Annotated in this window: 18 protein-coding genes; 4 read left to right on the top strand and 14 right to left on the bottom strand. The window is 72.3% G+C overall.

Features of this window, described 5'->3' with window-relative positions:
* Positions 1 to 150 precede the first annotated feature (150 nt).
* The 3 genes from AB0C22_RS25400 to AB0C22_RS25390 all read left to right on the top strand — a co-directional run bounded on the left by AB0C22_RS25400 (position 151) and on the right by AB0C22_RS25390 (position 4,602).
* Positions 151 to 1,200 (top strand): NAD-dependent epimerase/dehydratase family protein, encoded by a 1,050-nt coding sequence (locus AB0C22_RS25400; protein ID WP_357537414.1) that lies wholly within the window; start codon positions 151 to 153, stop codon positions 1,198 to 1,200.
* Complete coding sequence (locus AB0C22_RS25395; RefSeq protein ID WP_357537412.1) at positions 1,197 to 2,573, top strand: hypothetical protein; 1,377 nt, start codon at positions 1,197 to 1,199, stop codon at positions 2,571 to 2,573. Before AB0C22_RS25400 ends, AB0C22_RS25395 begins: the two co-directional genes overlap by 4 nt.
* Before the next feature lie 253 nt (positions 2,574 to 2,826).
* Positions 2,827 to 4,602: a DUF1996 domain-containing protein gene (locus AB0C22_RS25390; protein WP_219463319.1), complete on the top strand. Its 1,776-nt coding sequence runs from the start codon at positions 2,827 to 2,829 to the stop codon at positions 4,600 to 4,602.
* Positions 4,603 to 4,766: 164 nt separating this feature from the next.
* On the opposite strand, the gene AB0C22_RS25385 is transcribed toward AB0C22_RS25390, so the two are convergent.
* From AB0C22_RS25385 to AB0C22_RS25350, 8 genes are all read right to left on the bottom strand, one after another.
* Positions 4,767 to 6,338: a cellulase family glycosylhydrolase gene (locus AB0C22_RS25385; protein WP_357537409.1), complete on the bottom strand. Its 1,572-nt coding sequence runs from the start codon at positions 6,336 to 6,338 to the stop codon at positions 4,767 to 4,769.
* Positions 6,339 to 6,464: 126 nt separating this feature from the next.
* Positions 6,465 to 7,295, bottom strand: a complete 831-nt coding sequence (locus AB0C22_RS25380; RefSeq protein ID WP_219463316.1) for a substrate-binding domain-containing protein — start codon at positions 7,293 to 7,295, stop codon at positions 6,465 to 6,467.
* Between the two features lie 17 nt (positions 7,296 to 7,312).
* Complete coding sequence (locus AB0C22_RS25375; protein ID WP_357537407.1) at positions 7,313 to 8,599, bottom strand: ROK family protein; 1,287 nt, start codon at positions 8,597 to 8,599, stop codon at positions 7,313 to 7,315.
* A 57-nt stretch (positions 8,600 to 8,656) separates the two neighbouring features.
* Positions 8,657 to 9,439, bottom strand: a complete 783-nt coding sequence (locus AB0C22_RS25370; RefSeq protein ID WP_357537405.1) for a hypothetical protein — start codon at positions 9,437 to 9,439, stop codon at positions 8,657 to 8,659.
* Positions 9,440 to 9,519: 80 nt separating this feature from the next.
* Positions 9,520 to 10,059, bottom strand: a complete 540-nt coding sequence (locus AB0C22_RS25365; RefSeq protein WP_357537403.1) for a PspC domain-containing protein — start codon at positions 10,057 to 10,059, stop codon at positions 9,520 to 9,522.
* Positions 10,060 to 10,063: 4 nt separating this feature from the next.
* Positions 10,064 to 10,387, bottom strand: a complete 324-nt coding sequence (locus AB0C22_RS25360; protein WP_357537401.1) for a PadR family transcriptional regulator — start codon at positions 10,385 to 10,387, stop codon at positions 10,064 to 10,066.
* A 118-nt stretch (positions 10,388 to 10,505) separates the two neighbouring features.
* Positions 10,506 to 11,531 (bottom strand): alcohol dehydrogenase catalytic domain-containing protein, encoded by a 1,026-nt coding sequence (locus AB0C22_RS25355; protein ID WP_357537399.1) that lies wholly within the window; start codon positions 11,529 to 11,531, stop codon positions 10,506 to 10,508.
* Complete coding sequence (locus tag AB0C22_RS25350) at positions 11,528 to 11,863, bottom strand: L-rhamnose mutarotase (RefSeq protein ID WP_208567559.1); 336 nt, start codon at positions 11,861 to 11,863, stop codon at positions 11,528 to 11,530. The genes AB0C22_RS25355 and AB0C22_RS25350 overlap by 4 nt, the downstream gene beginning before the upstream one ends.
* 173 nt (positions 11,864 to 12,036) lie before the next feature.
* Here AB0C22_RS25350 and AB0C22_RS25345 point away from each other — a divergent pair, with 173 nt between their 5' ends.
* Positions 12,037 to 12,732, top strand: a complete 696-nt coding sequence (locus AB0C22_RS25345; RefSeq protein ID WP_219463310.1) for a FadR/GntR family transcriptional regulator — start codon at positions 12,037 to 12,039, stop codon at positions 12,730 to 12,732.
* A gap of 15 nt (positions 12,733 to 12,747) precedes the next feature.
* Here AB0C22_RS25345 and AB0C22_RS25340 read toward each other — a convergent pair whose 3' ends face one another.
* The 6 genes from AB0C22_RS25340 to AB0C22_RS25315 all read right to left on the bottom strand — a co-directional run bounded on the left by AB0C22_RS25340 (position 12,748) and on the right by AB0C22_RS25315 (position 18,969).
* The gene (locus tag AB0C22_RS25340) at positions 12,748 to 13,629 is read right to left on the bottom strand and encodes an amidohydrolase family protein (protein WP_357537397.1); all 882 of its coding nucleotides are present in this window, start codon (positions 13,627 to 13,629) and stop codon (positions 12,748 to 12,750) included.
* Positions 13,626 to 14,951, bottom strand: a complete 1,326-nt coding sequence (locus tag AB0C22_RS25335; protein WP_219463306.1) for an enolase C-terminal domain-like protein — start codon at positions 14,949 to 14,951, stop codon at positions 13,626 to 13,628. Before AB0C22_RS25335 ends, AB0C22_RS25340 begins: the two co-directional genes overlap by 4 nt.
* Before the next feature lie 74 nt (positions 14,952 to 15,025).
* Positions 15,026 to 16,063 (bottom strand): ABC transporter permease, encoded by a 1,038-nt coding sequence (locus tag AB0C22_RS25330; RefSeq protein ID WP_219463304.1) that lies wholly within the window; start codon positions 16,061 to 16,063, stop codon positions 15,026 to 15,028.
* Positions 16,056 to 17,597, bottom strand: coding sequence for a sugar ABC transporter ATP-binding protein (locus tag AB0C22_RS25325; RefSeq protein WP_219463302.1), 1,542 nt, complete (start codon positions 17,595 to 17,597; stop codon positions 16,056 to 16,058). The genes AB0C22_RS25330 and AB0C22_RS25325 overlap by 8 nt, the downstream gene beginning before the upstream one ends.
* Positions 17,594 to 18,664 carry a sugar ABC transporter substrate-binding protein gene (locus AB0C22_RS25320; protein ID WP_219463300.1) on the bottom strand — a complete coding sequence of 357 codons (1,071 nt, stop codon included), beginning with the start codon at positions 18,662 to 18,664 and terminating at the stop codon, positions 17,594 to 17,596. The genes AB0C22_RS25325 and AB0C22_RS25320 overlap by 4 nt, the downstream gene beginning before the upstream one ends.
* 98 nt (positions 18,665 to 18,762) lie before the next feature.
* Complete coding sequence (locus AB0C22_RS25315; protein WP_219463298.1) at positions 18,763 to 18,969, bottom strand: hypothetical protein; 207 nt, start codon at positions 18,967 to 18,969, stop codon at positions 18,763 to 18,765.
* Positions 18,970 to 19,333: the final 364 nt, after the last annotated feature.

The following is a 19,333-nucleotide window of genomic DNA, read 5'->3' as shown; positions in this document are numbered from 1 at the left end:
GCGGACGCTAGGACACGATCCGGCCGGAAGTTCTTACCTGCTGATGACGGAATCCGGGGCACCCGCGACCCGCGCACGGAGTTCTTACGAACCGCTGACGGGCGGTCGCGGTCGGGGCACGGCGACGCGTCCCGGCCCTACCGTCGGCGGGTGACTCACGTACTCGTGACCGGCGGCGCCGGTTTCATCGGCACCCACGTGGTGACCGCCCTGCACGATGCCGGCCACCGGGTGACGATCGTGGACTGCGGTCATCCCGGTGCGCACCGCCGGCCGTTGTCGGACACGGTGGCGGGCGCCCCGGTCGTCCGGCTCGACGTGCGCGACGGGCCGGGCGTCGCCGGGGTCCTGGCCGGTGTCGACGCGGTGGTGCACCAGGCGGCCATGGTGGGACTCGGCGTCGACCTGGACGACCTGCCCGAGTACGTCGGCTGCAACGACCTCGGCACCGCCGTCCTGCTCGCCGCGATGGCCCGGGCGGGCGTGCACCGGTTGGTGCTCGCCAGCTCCATGGTGGTCTACGGCGAGGGCGCCTACGCCTGCGCCGGACACGGCCCGGTGCGCCCCGGGCCGCGTACCGTCGCCGACCTGGCCGCCGGCCGCTTCGAGGCGACCTGTCCGAGCTGCGGCGTCGCCGTCACGCCGGGCCTGGTCGACGAGGACGCCCCGCTGGACCCCCGCAGCGGGTACGCCGCCACCAAGGTCGCCCAGGAGCACCTCACCGCCGCGTGGGCCCGGCAGACCGGCGGCGCCGTGGTGGCATTGCGCTACCACAACGTCTACGGACCGGGGATGCCCCGGGACACCCCGTACAGCGGGGTCGCGGCGATGTTCCGTTCGGCGCTGGAGGCGGGGCAGGCACCGCGGGTGTTCGAGGACGGCGGCCAGCGCCGCGACTTCGTGCACGTCCGTGACGTGGCGGCGGCCAACCTCGCCGCCCTGGACGCGACCGGTACGGGCACCGGTTGGCGGGCGTACAACGTGGCCTCCGGCCGGCCGGCCACCATCGGCCAGTTGGCCACGGAGCTGGCCCGAGCTGCCGGCGGGCCGTCGCCGGTGGTCACCGGCGAGTTCCGGCTGGCCGACGTGCGGCACGTGGTCGCCTCGCCCACCCGGGCCGAGACCGAACTCGGCTTCCGGGCCGTGGTGGGACTCGCCGACGGGATCGCGGAGTTCGCCCACGCGCCGCTGCGCGGGTGAACGACACCCCGCGCCACCGGCCGCCGCGCGCCGACCTGATCGCCGTCGCTGCCGCGTTCGGCCTGTTCGCGGTGGCCTCCGTCACCGGCGGCCTGCTCTACCTGTGGGGACGCCCGGTGCATGCCACCTCGGCGCCGCTGTTCGCGCAGTGGCTGCCGCACGTCGGCCCCGGCACCCCGCTGGCTCTGCTGGTGGCCGCGCTGGTCTGGTGGCGCGGGCCCGCCCTGGCCGCCCGGCTGGCCTGGCGAGGGCTGCTCGCGGTCTCCTACGCCACCGCCGTGGCCTGGACGCTGTCGCTGGCCCTGGTCGACGGCTGGCAGCGCGGCGTCGCCGGTCGGCTGACCACCACCTACGAGTACCTGCACGAGGTCCCGGGCGTCACCGACATCCCCGCCATGCTGGCCGGATTCAGCGGTCGGATCCTCGGCCTCCAACCGGACTCCTGGACCACCCACGTGTCCGGTCACCCACCGGGGGCCCTGCTCGTCTTCGTCGTCCTCGACCGGATCGGGTTGTCCGGCGGCGGCTGGGCCGGGGTGCTGTGCATCCTGGTGGCGGCCCTCGTCGCCGTCGCCGTGCCGCACACCGTACGGCTGCTCGGTACCGACGAGGCGGCCCGTGCGGTGGTGCCGTTCGTGGTGCTGTTCCCCGGGGCGGTCTGGTCCGGGGTGTCCGCCGACGGGTTGTTCGCCGGGGTGACCGCCACCGGGGTGGCCCTGCTGGCGTACGGCGTCATCCGGGGGCGTGCGCTGGGCGCGGTCGGCGGTGGCGCCCTGTTGGCGTTCGGCTGCTACCTCTCCTACGGGTTGGTCCTGATGGCGCCGGTCGCGTTGGCCGTCGTCGTGCTGGCCGGCCGACGCTGGCGCACCGTGGGCTGGGCGTTCGTCGGGGCGGTGCCGGTCGCCGCCGCGTTCACCGTCGCCGGCTTCTGGTGGCCCACCGGCTACGACCTCGTCATCGAGCGCTACTACCAGGGTCTCGCCTCCGACCGGGCGTACGCCTACTGGGTCTGGGCCGACCTCGCGGTGGTCGTCGTGGCCGCCGGTCCCGTGGTGGCCGTGATCCTACGGCGCGCGGTGCCGGCCGGGTGGCGGGCCGTTTCTCGGCGGCACCGCAACGGCGTGCGGACTGCCGACCGGCGGCCGGGGGTGGTGCACGCCAGCTGGCTGCTGCCACTGGCCGCCACGGCGGTGATCCTCGCCGCCGACCTGTCCGGCTACAGCAAGGCCGAGGTCGAACGCATCTGGCTGCCCTTCATGGTCTGGCTGATGGCGGGGGCGGCCCTGATCCCGCCCGCCGACCGCCGTGGCTGGTTGGCCGCGCAGGCGGCGGTGGCGCTCACGATCAACCACCTGCTGCTGACGGTCTGGTAGACCACCCGGCGGCGACCACCCCCACACCGCTGACGCAGCGGCCGACGACCGTGTCGTCGGCCGCTGTTGCCGGCTGCCCGAGGGCGCAACGGCTCAGCGGCGTGCCGGTCACCGCCGTCACCGAGGGAGCCGGGGGGACTTCTTACCGAACCATGACGGGGCCGGCAACCGTTGACCGTCGACCGGGTGCCGGCCCGTACCGAGTGGAGACAGCAACATCACCGGAGCCGTTCGCGGCTTTGAGGAGATTCCGATGAACCGCAGAAAGAACGGGACCGCGCTGGTCCAGACCCGGCCGGTCAGGATCGCCCTGGCCGCGGTCGTGCTGGCGGCCACCGGTGCGCTCACCGTCACCTTCGTCTCCAGCGGCGGCAAGGGCACCGCCGACGCCGCCACCAGCCTCGACCAGTTCGTGCAGATCGAGAACGTGTCGCCGAACGTGCGGAATCCACAGCCGGCTGCCGGCGGGTCGACCGGCCGGTTCACCGTGGACTGCGGCACGAACGGCAACGGCAAGTTCAGCCCGGACAACCCGGTGGCCCAGCCCGGCATCCGCAACGGCGCCGAACACGTCCACGACTTCGTCGGCAACCTGGCCATCACCGCGAACTCCTCCAACGCCGACCTGGACGCCTCCGGCACCACCTGCCGCAACGGTGACAAGTCGTCCTACTTCTGGCCGGTGGTGCGCATCGACAAGAGCGTGCGCAGCGACAACCAGGTCCAGCAGGCCCTCGCCCAGACCCAGCCGGTGGTCGTCTGCCCCTCGGTCGGCAAGCGGCTGCGTGCCGTCCCCACCGGGGCCCGCGGCACCGTGGACCGGCTGCTCGCCGAGCTGGACCGCCAGCAGGCCGCCGCGAACCAGCGGATGACGGCCAGCCGGGGCCGCATCGACGCCGCGTTCAACCGGGAGGTCATCGACTCGTTGCGGGAACGCCGCGCCGCGATGATCAAGCAGATCAGCACCACGGTCACCGCCGCCGGCGGCAACCAGCCCGGCCTGGTCTCGCTGGTCGAGTGCGACATCAGCTACGACGACATGCACGCCCGGATGCCCGGCAGCGCCCACCGCGCCAGCGTCAAGGCGGCCCAGGCCGCGAACCCGCGCATCCAGTGCCCCACGGTCCGCGACAAGCTGCCCGGCGTGCCCGCCGGGGCGCTCGCCGAGGTGAACCGCAACCTCGACGAACTCGACCGGCAGCTCTCCGAGGCCAACGAACGCCTGGTCACCACCCGGGGCCAGGGTGGGCCGGCCTTCGTCGACAACGCCATCCTCGGGCCGCTGCGGGCCAAGCGGATCGCCGTGCTCGACCGGATCGCCATCGCGATCGGCCGGCAGGCCGCCCGTCCGCAGGGTCTCGACGCGTTCGCCACCTGCACCCTGGACCAGGCCCCCGGGGCACCCTCGGCACCGGGCACCGCACCCACCACCGCCGCACCCACCGCACCCACCGCGCTGCCCGACCCGCAGGGGCCCGACTTCGAGCTGCCCGGCAACACCGGTGGCATCGTCCGCCCGGCGCAGGTGCTGATCGAGTACCGGGGCAACCCCGTCAGCAAGGTGGTGCCGATGCCGAAGTTCCTCCGGGCCCTCACCGGCGACGCCAAGCCCACCAGCCGTGGCCCGGCCAACGCCCGCGCCACCTGGAGCTGCTCGGGCTTCGCCGACCGGCTCTCCGACAAGTACCCGATCTGCCCCGCCGGCAGCCAGGTCCAGCGGGTGCACGACTTCCCCGGCTGCTGGGACGGCCGGAACATCGACAGCGACAACCACCGCAACCACGTCGCGTTCGCCGACAAGGCCACCGGTGCCTGCCCGCAGGGCTTCCAGGCGATCCCGCAGCTGCGGATCACCGTCGGCTACGACATCCCCCGCGACGTGCAGGTCAAGGGGCAGTACGCGCTCGACTCCTTCCCCGAGGAGAACCACAACCCGTTCTCCGACCACAACGACTTCGTCAACGTCAACTCCGCGCAGACCATGCAGCGCATCGCGACCTGCATCAACAAGGGCAAGAACTGCTCCTGACGTGCCGGGGTGGGAGCCTGCACACGAGGCTTCCATCCGGGGTTGCAGTGCGGACGGGGGTGGGTGCGGCGAACGGTCGCCGTACCCACCCCCACCGTTACTCCGTCGGTCACGTCACCGACCACCGACGCCGGGTTGCTGCCGGCGGGGGAGGCCGGGGTCGGTTACGGCGTGACGGAGAGCAGATGCGCGCGGTAGCCCTCGCCGTAGCTCTTGGTCGGGGTGCCGCTGTAGTCCTCGATGAGCACGTTGCCACCGCTGCAACCCCACGGGTTCCAGGTCCACGCGGTGTAGCCGAGCCGGTTGCGGTCCAGCCAGGTCATCAACCGGTCGATGTAGTCGTGGGCGCAGGTGTCCTGGCCGATCTCCCCGGCGTGCACCGGCACCTGCGCGGCCACCGGCGCGATCTGGGTGTCCCAGCAGGTCTCGGTGACGCAGGCGTTGAAGTTGTACGAGTGCCAGGAGGCCACGATGTTGTTGCGCGGGTCGGTCGGCTTGTAGGCCAGCCACTGGGTCAGGTCGTTGGTCCAGGTCAGGCCGGGGACCAGCAGGACGTTGGTGGCGCCGGTGGCGCGTACCGCGTCGACCAGGCTCTGCATGCCGGCCACCGGGTACTCGATGCCGGTGCAGGTGCCACCGTCACGCAGGCAGCGCCACGCGGCCGTCATGTCCGACCAGTTGTTGGCGGCGTCCGGGTACGGCTCGTTGAACAGGTCGAACAGCACCGCGTCGTTGCCCTTGAACGCGTTGGCGACCCCGGTCCAGAACTGGGGTGTGTACTGCCGGCTCGGCATCGGCTTCTGGCAGGTGGCGTTCACGTCGGGGCAGGCCGAGATGTTGCCGGTGTACTGGCCGTGGGTCCAGTGCAGGTCGAGGATCGGGTTGATGCCGTTGGCGACGAGCAGGTTCGCGTACGCCTTGACCGCCTGCTGGTAGGCGGTCCCGCTGGGCGAGCCGGACAGGCCCAGCCAGCAGTCCTCGTTGAGCGGGATCCGGACGGCGCGGATGTTCCAGGCCTTCATCGCGTCGACGGAGGCCTGGTCGACCGGGCCGCTGTCCCACATGCCCTTGCCCTGGACGCAGGCGAACTCGCCGCTGGCCCGGTTGACGCCGAGCAGGCGGTAGGTCGCGCCGGCCGCCGTCACCAGCCGGTTGCCGGAGACCCGCAGGCTCGGCGCGGCACCGCCGGGCGGCGGGGTGGTCGTCGGCGGCGGGGTGGTCGGCGGGGGAGTGGTGGGTGGCGGCGTGGTGGTGGGCGGCGGTGGGGTGGTGGGCGGCGGTGGGGTGGTCGTGGGTGGTGGGGTGGGCGTCGTGGGGTCGACCACGCCGGTGCAGGCCGTCCCGTTGAGCGCGAACGACTTGGGTACGGGGTTGGTCCCGCTCCACGCGCCGTTGAAGCCGATCGTGGTGGACGCGCCGGTGTTCAGCGCGCCGTTCCAGCTCAGGCTGGCCGCCGACACCCGGGCGCCGGATTGCGACCAGGTGGCGCTCCAGCCCTGGGTGACCCGCTGGTCGGTGTCCGGGAAGTCGAACGTCAGCGTCCAGCCGGCCACGGCCGAGCCGAGGTTGGTGATGGCGATGTTGCCGCTGAACCCGCCGTTCCACTGGCTCTGCACGGTGTAGGTGACCGCGCAGCCCGAGGCTGCGGCCGAGGCGGGCAGGGTGGCCGCGGTCAGGCTGGCCGCCACCAGCGTGCCGGCGGCTGCCGATGCCAGCAGGGCATGTCGACGTGTCATGAAGCTCTCCTAGATATAGCGGGGAGCGTCGATGGGAGCGCGTCTGCGAGCTTTCTTTATGCGCCTCATTAAGTCAAGCGTATCGATGCCGTTTCGACGGACTGCCAGGTGAACCACACCACTGACCTATCGGGGCGTGCTGGTCGTCTCCCGGGCCACCACGGTTTCGGTCGCACACCACCGTTCCGGCACCGTCCCCCCGTCGATCAGCCGCAGCACCGACTCGCCCACCGACTCCCCGAACGAGTGCACGTCGAGGCTCATCGTGGTCAGGGCCGGCGAGGCCAGCCGGCACAGGCTGGAGTCGTCCCAGGCGATCAGGCTGACGTCACGGGGGACCCGGTGGCCCAGCTCCTTGGCCGCGTGCAGGCCCGCCACCGCCATCAGGTCGTTGTCGTAGATGATCGCCGTGGGCGGCTCGGGCCCGGTCATCAACCGGGCGGTCAACCGGGCCCCGGACTCCGCCGAGTAGTCGCCCTCCACGACGACGGCGTCGACGTCGGCGGCCAACATGGCGGTGGTGCGGGTCCGGGTGTGCAGCAGGGTCCCGGGGCCGGTGATCCGGGCTATCCGCTGATGCCCGAGCCCGACCAGGTGCGCCAGGGCCGCCCGCATCGAACCGACGTCGTCGCGCCGTACCGCCGGGGTGTCGTGGCTCGGCTCCCCCGCTACCACGACGGGCAGCCGCAACTCCCGCAGCACTGCCGGTCGGGGGTCGTCCACCGACGGGTTCACCAGCACGATCGCGTCGACCAGCCGCTGCTGCGCCCACCTGCGGTACGCGGCGATCTCGGCGGCGTGATGGGCGACCACGTGCAGCAGCACCGACCGACCGTGTCCGGCGAGCCGCTCCTCGATACCCGCGATGAACTCCATGAAGAACGGTTCGGTGCCGAGCAGCCGGGGAGGGCGGGCGAGCACCAGGCCCACCGCGCTCGTCCGCCACGCGTCGTCCACTGCGTACCCCCGGTCAGTCAGCTTGCCGATTCGGTGAGCCTGGTCCGCTCCTCGGCCAGGTGTTCCGCCGGGCGCGGCCCGTGGCTCAGGGGCACGAGCTCGGATTCGAGGATCAGTGCGGCGGCGCCGATGGCCGAGGCCGTGGCGGCGGACCGGGAGAGCCGCACGTCGACGGTGTGTGTGCCCCGGGAGAAGGCGGTACGCAGTTCGTGCCGGACGATGGGCAGGTAGACCGACCCGGCGGCGGCCAGGCTGGGACCGGTCAGCACGAGCACCTCGAGGTCCATGAGGTTCGCCAGGGTCCGGGCGGCCGTCCCGACGTACCGGGCCGACCGCTCCAGCAGGGCCAGCGCGCGCGGCTCGCCCCGCCGGGCGGCGCGGCTGATCGCGGCGAAGTCGGCGACCACCGAGGAGCGCCGGCCACCGGCCGCCAACCCCGCCGCCCGGGTCGCCGCCGGATCCGACCGGACGGCGGCGACCACCGCCGCCGGCCCGGCCAACGCCTCCACGCACCCCCGGGCGCCGCACCAGCACCGGGGGCCGTCGGCCGACACACTGACATGGCCCAGTTCACCGACGTTGCCGCTCGGCCCCCGGTAGGTGACGCCGTTGATGACCAGGCCGGCACCGATGCCGGTGCCCATGTAGAGGGCGGCGGCCGAGGTCGCGGTGCCGAAACCGCCCGTCCAGTGCTCGCCCAGCGCCGCCGCGGTCGAGTCGTTGTCCAACACCACCGGCAGGCCCGCCACCTGTTCCAACGCCCGGCCCAGCGGGAACCCGTTCCACTGCCGCATGGCGGGGGCGAGCCCCACGTCCGGCGGGCCACCGATGCCCCGTGGGGCGTCGACCGGGCCGGGGAACACCACGCCGACGCCGAGGATCCGCAGGCGTTCCACCCCCACCCCGTCGATCAACGCGGCGATCTCGGTGGCGATCCGGGCGACCACCACCTGCGGCTCTTCGGCGCCGGCACCCGGTCGGGAGATCCGGGCCACCACCGTCCCGCCCAGGTTGGTCAGGGCGTACGTGATGACACCGTGGTCCAGGTGTACGCCGACGGCGTAGCGGGAGGCGTGGTTGAGCTGGAGCAGCACCCGCCGCTTGCCCCCGGTCGACTTCGCGTGCCCGGTCTCGACGACCAGATCCTCGTTGATCAGCTTGCGGACCAGGGTGGAGATGGTCGGGGCGGTGAAGCCGGTGGCCCGGATCAGGCCGACCCGGCTGATCGTGCCGGCCGCCCGGATCGCGTCGAGAACAACCGACTTGCTGCTCGCCTGGGGTTTGCTCGCTGCTGGTCCGCTCACTGCTTCTCTGCCAGGGGCTGTTAGGTCGGCCGAGCCGAGTATACAAGGATCCCGATGTCACAGGGCTCGGCTGCGGCAGATGACCGTCGCGTCGTCGGTCGCGACGCCGTGCCGGTCCTCGGCCTGCCGGACCTGTCGGATGACCTCGGCCGGACCGTGGTCCAGCAGGCGCAGCAGTCCCGCCCAGTCGGTGAGCCCGAAGGTGTCCACGAGTCGGCTCGCACCGTTGCTCAGCAGCGCCGCCAGCGTCACCTCGCCCGCCGGGTGGTTGCCGGTGACCGCCTCGGCCACCACCTGCGGGTCGTCCTTGGCCACCCAGAAACCGCCCGGGTTGTTGCGGTGCCCCCGCAGCTCGCGGAGCAGCCGCCGGTACTCCTCGCTGCCGACGGCGACGCCCACCAGCCGGCGCTCGAAGGACCGGGCGATCACCACCTCGCGGGGGTCATGGGCGACGACCGGCGCACCGGACGCCCGCCCGACGACCGCCACCGCGTCCCCGAGGACCAGGTGCTCGACCAGGTCGTCGGAGAACCGGAGCATCGCCACGGCGGCGTGCGGGCTGCTCGGGTGGGTGACGTCGCAGGTGTCCCGGTGGACGTCGGTGACCTGGACGATCCCTTCGGCCAGGACCTCCCGCAGGCTCCGCTGCGCGGACAACCCGCCCAGCAGGGCGCCACCGAGCCGGTTGGCGTACCAGGCCACGCCGTGGCGGCAGACCTTGCCGGCACCGGGAACGCCACCCGCGCCGTCGACCAGCACCAGCCCGGCCGGCACCGCACCGGCGAAGTCCTCGTTGGTGCGACCGGGATGTCCCGCGTCGGTCGCCAGCACCACCCGCACCCCCCGATCATCACACGGTCGCCCCGGCGGGCGCGGCCCCGACCGGCGGCGGCCGTGCCACGTCCGCCGGGACCGCCGGCTCACGCGGGGCGCGGCGCGTCCCGTCGGCGTCGGTAGTCGGCGACCGTCGGGACGGCGGGGAGTACGAGCAGCAGGACCAGGTACGGGATGCCGAGTAGTCCACCGGTGACCAGGGTGAGCAGCAGCACGACGGTGCGGACCCAGTCGACGCGGAAGTCGCCGTACGCCGCGATGCCGAGGCAGACGCCGCCGAACCACTTCCCCTCGTCGATCCGGCACCAGAACCGGCCCCGCGGGCGCTGTCCGGCGGCGGGTGGTGGGGGACCTGCCGGGCGGACCGGGCCGAACCCGTCCAGGATCGCTGCCATCTGCGCACCGGTCACCGGGGCGCGGCCCGGCCCGGTGAGGGCGCCCAGGCGATCGCCGATCGCGGCTTCGAGGTCTCGGACGACGTCGTCGGCGTCCTCGTCGGTGTCCTGGTCGCCGCGCAGCGCGCGGTGCGCCTCGTCGAGGTACCGCCGCAGGGCGGCACGGGCGTCGCCGGTGGCGGGAAAGGCCGTGGTGTGGCCGGTGAGCCGGATGGTGGGCGGGTTGTCCACGGAATCATCGTCCGATCGTGTTGATCATGTGGGTGAGTTCGTTCCAGTGCTCGCGGAACGCGGCGAGCTGAGCCGTGCCGGCCCCGGTGAGGGAGAAGTACTTCCGGGGCGGGCCGGACGGCGACTCACGCCACTCGTGTTGCACGAGCCCGTCGCGGCGCAGCTTGCTCAGCAGCGGATACAGCGTGCCCTCCTGGGTGGGGAAGTGGGCTTCCTGGAGTGCGGAGAGGATCTCCGCCGCGTACCGCTGCCGGGACTCGACGGTGGCCAGGACGAGGGGTTCGAGCAGGCCGCGTCGCAGCGCGACGAGCTTGGGGTCGGCATGCATGCGGCTACCTTGTCACAACAAGGTACCTGTAGCAACGCCGAACCGGGCGGCGGCTCCCGGCCCGGTCAAACTCGCCGTACCCCGGACCCCGGGTACGGCAGCTACCCGACGTGCGTGTTCAGCCCACGCCCCCGCAGTCCACCAGTATCTTCACCTCGCCGCCGGTGGCCAGGGCCCCGAATGCCTCGGCCACCTCGGCCAACGGCACGATCCGGGTGATCAGCCGGGCGGCCGGCACCTGTCCGGTGTGCACCAACCGGACGGCCTCGGTGTAGTCCCCGCGTTCGTAGACCCGGACGCCGATCATCTCCAGTTCACGCCAGAAGACCCGGTGCAGGTCCACCTCCCGGGGGGTGGGATGGATCGCCACGATCACCAGCCGACCGCGCGCGGCGAGCAGGTCGGTCGCGGTGCGGACCCCGGCGGCCGACCCCGACACCTCGAAGACCACGGCGGCCCCGGCACCACCGGTCGTCTCGTGGACGTGCCGGGCGACGTCGACCGTCGCCGGGTCGACGGTGCGCAGCCCGAGTTCGGTGGCGAGCGCGCGGCGACGCGGGTCGAGTTCGAGCACGGTCACCTCGGCACCGGTGGCCCGGGCGACCGTGCCGATGAGCAGGCCGACCGGGCCGGCCCCGATGACCACCGCGTGTTCACCGGCGGTGAGCCGGGAGCGTCGTACGTCGTGCACGGCCACCGCGGTCGGCTCGATCAGGGCGGCGTGGGTCAGCGGCAGGTCCCCGGGCAGTGGCACGAGAATCCGCGCGGGCACCGTCCAGGACCGTTGCATCGAGCCGGGGGAGTCGATGCCGACGAAGGTGAGCCGGTGACAGATGTGGGTGTGGCCGGCCCGGCAGGCGGCGCAATCGCCGCACCAGTCCAGCGGCATCACGGTCACCGGATCGCCCACCCGGTGGCCCTCGACCCCCGGGCCGGTCTCGGCGATCCGACCGGACATCTCGTGGCCGATCACCGCCGGCACCCGCACCCGCTGGTCCATCGCACCGTGCGCGATGTGCAGGTCGGTGCCGCAGATCCCGGTGTACGCGACGTCGATGCGTACCTGGCCGGGGCCGGGCGGCACGACCGCGGTCGGCTCGACGACGAAGGTGTTGTCGCCGACGTAGTGTGCGCTGTGGTTCATGACGCCTCCTCGGTCAGGTGCCAGACCTCGCGCATCGGGGCCCACCAGTGCCCCGAGCCGGGTTCGGCGAGCGATTCCTGGCATGGATCGGTCAACGTCCACCACTGCCGGGTACGGGGGTCGTCGGCGATGCGGCGCTGGTCGGCGTCGTGGTCGGCACCGACGTACTCGTAGTAGCCGAACAGCAGGTCGTGGTGCAGGAAGATGCTGTAGTTGCGGATGTTCGCCGCGCGGAGCGTCTGCTCGACGTCGGGCCACACGGCGGCGTGCAGCCGAAGGTAGGTCTCGCGTTGCTCCGGTCGGAGCCGGATCAGCCAGCCGTAGCGTTGCACGTCGTACCCTTCCGGTTGCGGTGGCGTTCTCCGGCCGGCCGGGTGTGCGGCACCCGGGGGTGACCGGAGCCGGGGAAAACATCCGATGTCTCTATATTGGGGTGGGTTGTCGTCGCCTGCCGCGCACGGACCGTCGTGACGACGCCCGACGGACCGGCCAGAAGGGGACGCGGATGGCACTGACCGACGACGCGATCGCGAAGATCCGGAGCATGGTCCAGAGTGGTGAGCTGCCGCCGGGGGCCCGGCTGCCCCCCGAGCCGCAGCTGGCCGAACAGATGGGCCTGTCGCGCAGCGGGGTCCGGGAGGCGGTCAAGGTCCTCGAATCGGCCCGGGTGCTCGACGTACGACGCGGCGACGGGACGTACGTCACCAGCCTCGCCCCCCGGCTGTTGCTGGAGGGGCTGGGGGTTGCGGTGGAGTTGCTGCGCGACGACACCCTGTTGGAGGTCATGGAGGTGCGGCGGCTGCTGGAACCGATGGCGACCGGCCTGGCGGCGCTGCGGATGACCGACGCCCAACTCGACGACCTCAGCGCCATCCTGGAGCAGATGCGGGCGGCGGCCGACGACGCGGAGCAGCTGATCCGCTTCGACACGGCCTTCCACCACACCGTCGTCGCGACCACCGGCAACGAGACCCTCACCTCGCTGCTGGACGGGTTGTCCAGCCGTACGCTGCGGGCCCGGGTGTGGCGGGGGCTGATCGAGAGCAACTCCGCGCACACGACGATCGACGAGCACCACGCGATCTACCTCGCGCTGCGCTCGCGCGACCAACTGCTCGCGCAGGCTAGTGCGTTGCTGCACGTCAACACCTCCGAGGCATGGCTGCGGACGGTGCTGGCCGCCAAGGTGGCGAACGGGTGAGCCCACCGGCCGGGATCATGCGGGCCGCGCCGGGAGCAGCGCCGCGACCCGGTCGGCCAACCGGTAGGTGCGTACGGCGGTGCCGGCGAGGATCTCGTGCCGTTCCCGGTCCGACAGCGGGGGCAGCGCCGCGGTCAACGCCCGCCCCACCCCGGCGTAGTCCGACCTGAGTAGGCATACCGGCCAGTCCGACCCGAACATCAGACGCTCGGCACCGAACTCGGCGACCGCCACCTCGACGAAGGGGCGCAGTTCGTCCGGTGACCAGTCCGGGCCGGCCTCGGTGACCAGGCCGGACAGCTTGGCGGTGACGTTGGGTTGGGCGGCCAACGCGGCCAGCGGGCCGCGCCAGCGCCGCAGCCCGGCCGTACCCTCGTCGATCCGGGGTTTGCCGAGGTGGTCCAGGACGAACCGGAGCTGCGGCACCGCCCGGGCCGCCCGTGCCGCCGCCGGGAGCTGGTCGGCGCGGATCACCAGGTCGAACGCCAGCCCGGCGGCGGCGAGCGCGGCGAGCCCGCGACGCACGTCGGGCCGGTCGAGGTAGTCCGGGTCCGCCTCGCCCTGCACCTGTGAACGCACCCCGGCCAGGTATTCGCCGCCGCGCAGCCGGCGGTACCGCCCGACGGTGGCGGGCACGTCGTCGTCGGCGACGTCCAACCAGGCCACCACCGCCAGGATCGGTGCGGTGTCGGCGGCGTAGCCGAGGAACTCGGCCGCCTCGTCGGAATGGCAGCGACCGCCCTCGACCAGCACGGTGCCGGCCACCCCGGCGGCGGCCAGCTCGGTGGTCAGGTCCGCCGGGGTGAACGGCCGCCGGATGGTGGCGAGTTCCGGCGCGTCGAGCCAGGTGTACCCGCGTTCCGGTCGCCACAGGTGGTGGTGCGCGTCGATGATCATGGGATGGGCGCTTCCGCCGGCACCGACGCGTCGACCCACTGCGGGCCGTCCGGGAACCGGAACGCGGCCAGCGAGGCCGGCAGGATCTCCGCGCTCATCCCCGGGGTGGTGGGTGCCAGGTACCGCCCGCCGGTGACCCGGACCGGGTCGACGAAGTGTTCGTGCAGGTGGTCGACGTACTCGATGGCCCGGTCGTCGGTGCTGCCACTGACCGCCACGAAGTCGAACATCGCCAGGTGCTGCACCAGCTCACACAGCCCGACCCCACCGGCGTGCGGGCAGACCGGCACCCCGAAGTGCGCGGCGAGCAGCAGGACCGCCAGGTTCTCGTTGACCCCGGCGACCCGGCAGGCGTCGATCTGCACCACGTCGACGGCGTCGGCCTGGAGCAGCTGCTTGAACATCACCGCGTTGTGCACGTGCTCACCGGTGGCCACCCGGACCGGGCTGAGCGCCTTGCGTACGGCGGCGTGCCCGAGGATGTCGTCCGGCGACGTCGGCTCCTCGATCCAGTACGGGTCGTACGCGGCCAACTGCCGCATCCACCCGATCGCCTCGGGCACCCCCCAGATCTGGTTGGCGTCGACGGCGAGGCGGATCTGCGGCCCGACGGCCTGCCGGGCGATGCCCATCCGGCGTACGTCGTCGGTCAGGTCCCCGCCGACCTTGAGCTTGATCAGCTGGTAGCCGTCGCGGACCGCCTCCGCGCAGAGCCGGGCCAGTTTCTCGTCGTCGTAGCCCAACCACCCCGGGGTGGTGGTGTACGCCGGATACCCCTCGGCCAGTAGCCGCTGTTCCCGCTCGACCCGACCGTCGCCCGCCCGCCGCAGCAACGCGAGCGCCTCGTCCTCGGTGAGGGCGTCGCGCAGGTAACGGAAGTCGACCTGGGCGACGAGCTGTTCGGGGGTGAGGTCGGCCAGCAGCTTCCACAGTGGCTTGCCCGCCCGCCGGGCGGCGAGGTCCCAGACCGCGTTGACCAGGCCACCGGCGGCCATGTGCACGACCCCCTTGGCCGGGCCGAGCCAACGGATCTGACTGTCGCCGACGAGCCGGCGGGCGAGGGCCCCCGGGTCGGCGACCAGCTCGTCGACCGGCTGGCCGATCACCATCGCGGCCAGCGACCGGACGGCGGCGACCTGGATCTCGGTGCCGCGTCCCACCGTGAAGACCAGCCCGTGCCCCTCGGCGTCCGCCGAGGTCCGCAGGACGACGTAGGCGGCGGAGTAGTCGGGGAACGGGTTCATCGCGTCCGACCCGTCGCGGTGCACGGAGGTGGGGAAGCGGACGTCGATCGTGTCCACCGAGGTGATGCGTTCAGTCAACGGAACTCCTGGAGGGGGAACGGTGCTGGGTCTGCGGCCCGCTTCGTGGGCGTGGCGCGCGGGATCGGGGTGGGTCAGGTCTGTGCCTTGCCGCCGGTGATGCGGGAGACCACCAGGGCGACCAGGATGACCGCGCCGTTGAGGAAGTTCGTCCACTGTGCCGGTACCCCGGCCAGGGTCAGCACATTAATGATCATGAAGAGCAGCAGGACACCGGTGAACGCGCCGAAGACGCTGCCCTTGCCGCCGTTGAGGCTGACCCCGCCGATCACCGCCGCCGCGAAGACCTGGAAGATCGCGCCGTCACCCTGGGCCGCCGGCACCGCCGCCAGCCGACCGCTGATCAGCAGCCCGGCGAGGGCGGCGAGCACGCTGGCCACGATGAGCGCGATCCACAGCACCCGGTCGGTGCGGATGCCCGCGGCCCGGGCCGCGTCGGCGTTGCCGCCGATGGCGTACAAGGCCCGCCCGGCACGGGTGTGACCGAGCACCACGATCCCCACGGCGAACAGCAGCAGCGACACCCAGATCGAGGCCGGCACCCCCAACCAGCTCGTCGAACCGAGGTAAGTCATCGACCCGGGCAGCGCGAAGAAGGTCTGGCCGCCGGAGATGCCGGTGAGCAGTCCCCGCAGGATGATGAGCATGCCCAGCGTCACGATGAAGCCGTTGAGCCCGAACCGGACGATGAGCAGCCCGTTGAACGCCCCGACCAGCGCCCCGACCAGCAGCACCACCGGCACCGCCCAGGCGTCCGGCAGCAGGCCGAGCCCCAGCCCCCGGGTGAGGGCCGGATCGACGACCAGCCAGGCGGCGATGCCCGGGGCGAGCCCGAAGGTGCTCTCCAGCGACAGGTCCATCTTGCCGGTGATCAGCACGATCGTCTGGGCCAGCACCAGGATGGCGATCTCCGACATGCTCTGCAGCACGTTGATGACGTTGTCGGAACTCAGGAAGACCGGGCTGATGATCCACCCGACGATCGCCACCGCGACGATCGCCGGCACCAGCGCCAGGTCCCGCAACCGGGCGAGAGTCAGGTGCCGCGACGGCGGTCGGCTCGGTGGCGGCGCCGGAGGCGACGCCTTGCCGGTGGACAGCGTCTCAGACATGGTGGATGTCCACCCCTTCCATGGCGGCTACCAGATCGTTGTCACTCCAGCCGTGGGCCATCTCGCCGACGACCCGCCCCTGGAACATCACCAGCACCCGGTCGCAGATGCGCAGGTCGTCGAGTTCGTCGGAGACCACCAGCACCGCAGCGCCGCGCCGCCGTACGTCCTCGACGACCCCGAGGAGGGTCTGCTTGGACCGCACGTCGACCCCGGCGGTGGGTGTGATCAGCACCAGCAGCCGCGGGTCGTTGGCCAGCGCCCGGCCCATGACGACCTTCTGCTGGTTGCCGCCGGACAACTCGGCGACCGGCACCTGCGGCCCGGCCGCCTTGATCGTCAAGTCGGCGATCGTGTCCCGGGCCAGGGCGTCGCGACGGGCCGGCGAGATGAGGCCGTACCGTCCGATCCGGTCCGGCACGGTCATCGTGACGTTCTCCGCGATCGACAGCGACGGCACCAGACCCTCCCGGTGCCGGTCCTGCGGCACCAGCCCCACCCCGGCGGCGAGGGCGTCGGGCACACTGCCCGGTCGTAACACCCGGCCGGCCAGGCTGACCGTCCCGCCCACCGGGCGGGCGAGGCCGACCATCGCCTCGGCGACCTCGACCTTGCCGCTGCCGCCGCCCCCGGCGAGGCCGACGACCTCGCCCGCCCGGGCCTGCATCGACATCTCGGCGCCGGACGAGGTGACCAGGTCCCGTACCGACAGCAGCACCGGCGCGTCGGACGTCAGGGGCCGACGGCCGGCCTCCGGCATCGTCACGTCCTCCCCGGTCATCGCGGCGACCAGCGCCTGCCGGCTCAACTCGGCGACCGGGGCGGTGACGACGTGCCGGGCGTCGCGGAAGACCGTGACCCGGTCGCACAACTCGTAGATCTCCTGGAGGTGGTGGCTGATGAACAGGAACGTCACGCCGTGCGCCCGCAGGTCCCTGATCCGGGTGAACAGGCGGCTGATGCCGGCGGCGTCGAGCTGGGCGGTCGGTTCGTCGAGGATGATGAACCGGGCACCGAAGGACAACGCGCGGGCGATCTCCACGAACTGCCGCTGCTCGACCGAGAGCGTCGCGGCCGGCTGGCGTACGTCGACCTCGACCGACCAGGCCGCCAGCAGCTGTTCGGCCTCCCGTCGCAGGGTCGACCAGCGGATCAGTCCGCTGCGGGAGCGCGCGTGCCGGTTGAGGAACAGGTTCTCCGCCACGGTGAGGGTCGGGATGATCGTCGACTTCTGGTAGACGCACGCCACCCGTTGCCGCCAGGCGTCCCGGTCGGCCAGTGGTGGGGCGGGACGCCCGTCGAAGGCGACCGCCCCGCCGTCGGCGGCCAGCAACCCGGTCAGGATGCCGACAAGCGTCGACTTGCCGGCGCCGTTGCGGCCCACCAGGGCGTGGGTCTCACCGGGCCGGACCATGATCCCAGCCCCGGACAGGGCGACCGTGGAACCGAACCGTTTGGTGACGTCGACCGCCTCGACGACGGGTCGGTCCTGGCCGACCGGCCCGCCGCCGGGGCGGTGCGGGGTGGCACTCATGCGTTGCGGCCCCACAGCGAGGCGTCGTCGAACTTCACGGTCGGCTGCCCCCCGATCGGTGCGCCGTCCAGGGTCACCAGGGGCGCGGGCAGTTGGTCCTCCAGCAGGCCGTCGCGTACCTGGATGATGGTGCTGCCGTGGTCGGTGGGGCCGGGCTGGAACGTCTTGCCCTCGATCGCCGCCTTGGCGTACTCCAGCCCGTAGCGGGCGTAGAGGTCGGCGGGTTGGCTGACGGTGGCATCGATCAACCCCTCGCCGATGTCCTTCAGCTCCTCGGGGATGCCGTCGTTGGACACGACGAAGACGTGCTTCGGGTCGGTCGGCGGCACCTGGAGGCCCCGCTGCTTGAGGATCTGCAGGGTGCCCGACAGCGCGAACGAGGACTGCATGTAGACGCCCTTGATGTCCGGGTCGGACGCGAAGCGGGTCTGCAACTTCGACGCCGCCACGTCGGCCTTCCAGTCGGTCGCCTCGCCGAACACCTTGATGCCGGGGAAGTCCCGGCCCATGCACTCGTTGAACGCCTCGGTGCGGTCCCGCCCGTTGATCGAGTCCAGGCCGCCCTGGAGCATGACCACCTTGCCCTTGCCGCCCAGCTTGGCGCCCAGGAACTGGCACGCCTTGGTGCCGTACGCGCGGTTGTCGGCGCGGACCACCATGAACACCTTGCCGCTGTCGGGTCGGGTGTCGATGGTGACCACCGGGATCTTGCGACCTTCCAGCTGGGTCAGGGTGGGCGCGATGGCGGCGGTGTCCTGCGGGGCCATCACCACCGCCTTGACGCCCTGGCTCATGAAGGTCTGGGCGTTGGAGATGAGGTTCGCGATGTCGTTCTGCGAGTTGGTGGTCTTGAGTTCGATCCCCAACCCGTCGGCGGACTGCGGCACGTACCTGATGTAGGAGTTCCAGAAGTCGGTGTCCGAGCGGGGATAGTCGACCCCGATCAGCGGCTTGCCGCTGCCCGTTCCGGTCCCGCCGCCCGACCGGTCACCGCAGCCGGCGGCGAGGGTGGCCGTCACCCCGAGCAGCACGGTCAGTCCCGCGCTCACCAGATGTCGGTGGTTCATCGTGTTCGCTCCGTTCCTCGGGGGAGTGGTCCGGCGCGGGTGTCGCCGCGACCTGGGGGATCGCGGCGACACCCGCGCCGGCTGGTGCGCCGCGCGGATCAGCCGGGAGCGACGGTCCACGGCAGGTTGGTGCTGCGGTCGAAGCGCCACTGCCTCAGCGGCGAGCCGGCGGCGGCGCAGTCGCCGCCGGAGGTCAGCTCCAGCAGGTACGCCGGGGCGGCGGCCGCTGGGCGTCGGCCGACCGACGCCCGGCTCTCGGTGCGGCTGCCGGGGCCGGGGATGGCGACGGACGCGGGACGGGACACGGAGATCCCTCCTGACGGCGGGTGGGGTGCGGGGTGATTACCTGCACGCTCGACCGAGACATCAGACGTTAGAGTTTCCAGTGTGTAACGTCAATGCCTCGGCTGTCGAGAACGGCGCTGAATATGCCAGCAATCCGGGCGTCCTCGGCGAGGTGCGGCGGGCAGGCGTCATACCAATCGCGTCGCCGCGCCCGTGGCCGGGCCGAGCGGTCGCCCCGGCTGGTGAGCCTCGGTGGCGAGGCGGGGACGCTCCCGTCCCGGTGCAGAAACGAACGCTAACATCGAAGGCTCTCTTTTTCGTGCTCCTGTCGAGGTGAGTTGGCCGCTCCGGCCCCGCCTCCCCGCACGGCTCCCCGGTCTGCCC

Origin of the sequence: Micromonospora sp. NPDC048894 (assembly GCF_040649765.1) — a bacterium.
GTDB lineage: Bacteria > Actinomycetota > Actinomycetes > Mycobacteriales > Micromonosporaceae > Micromonospora > Micromonospora antibiotica.
The sequence above is the reverse complement of the archived record's forward strand: the minus strand, read 5'-3'. Positions and strand labels throughout refer to the sequence as shown.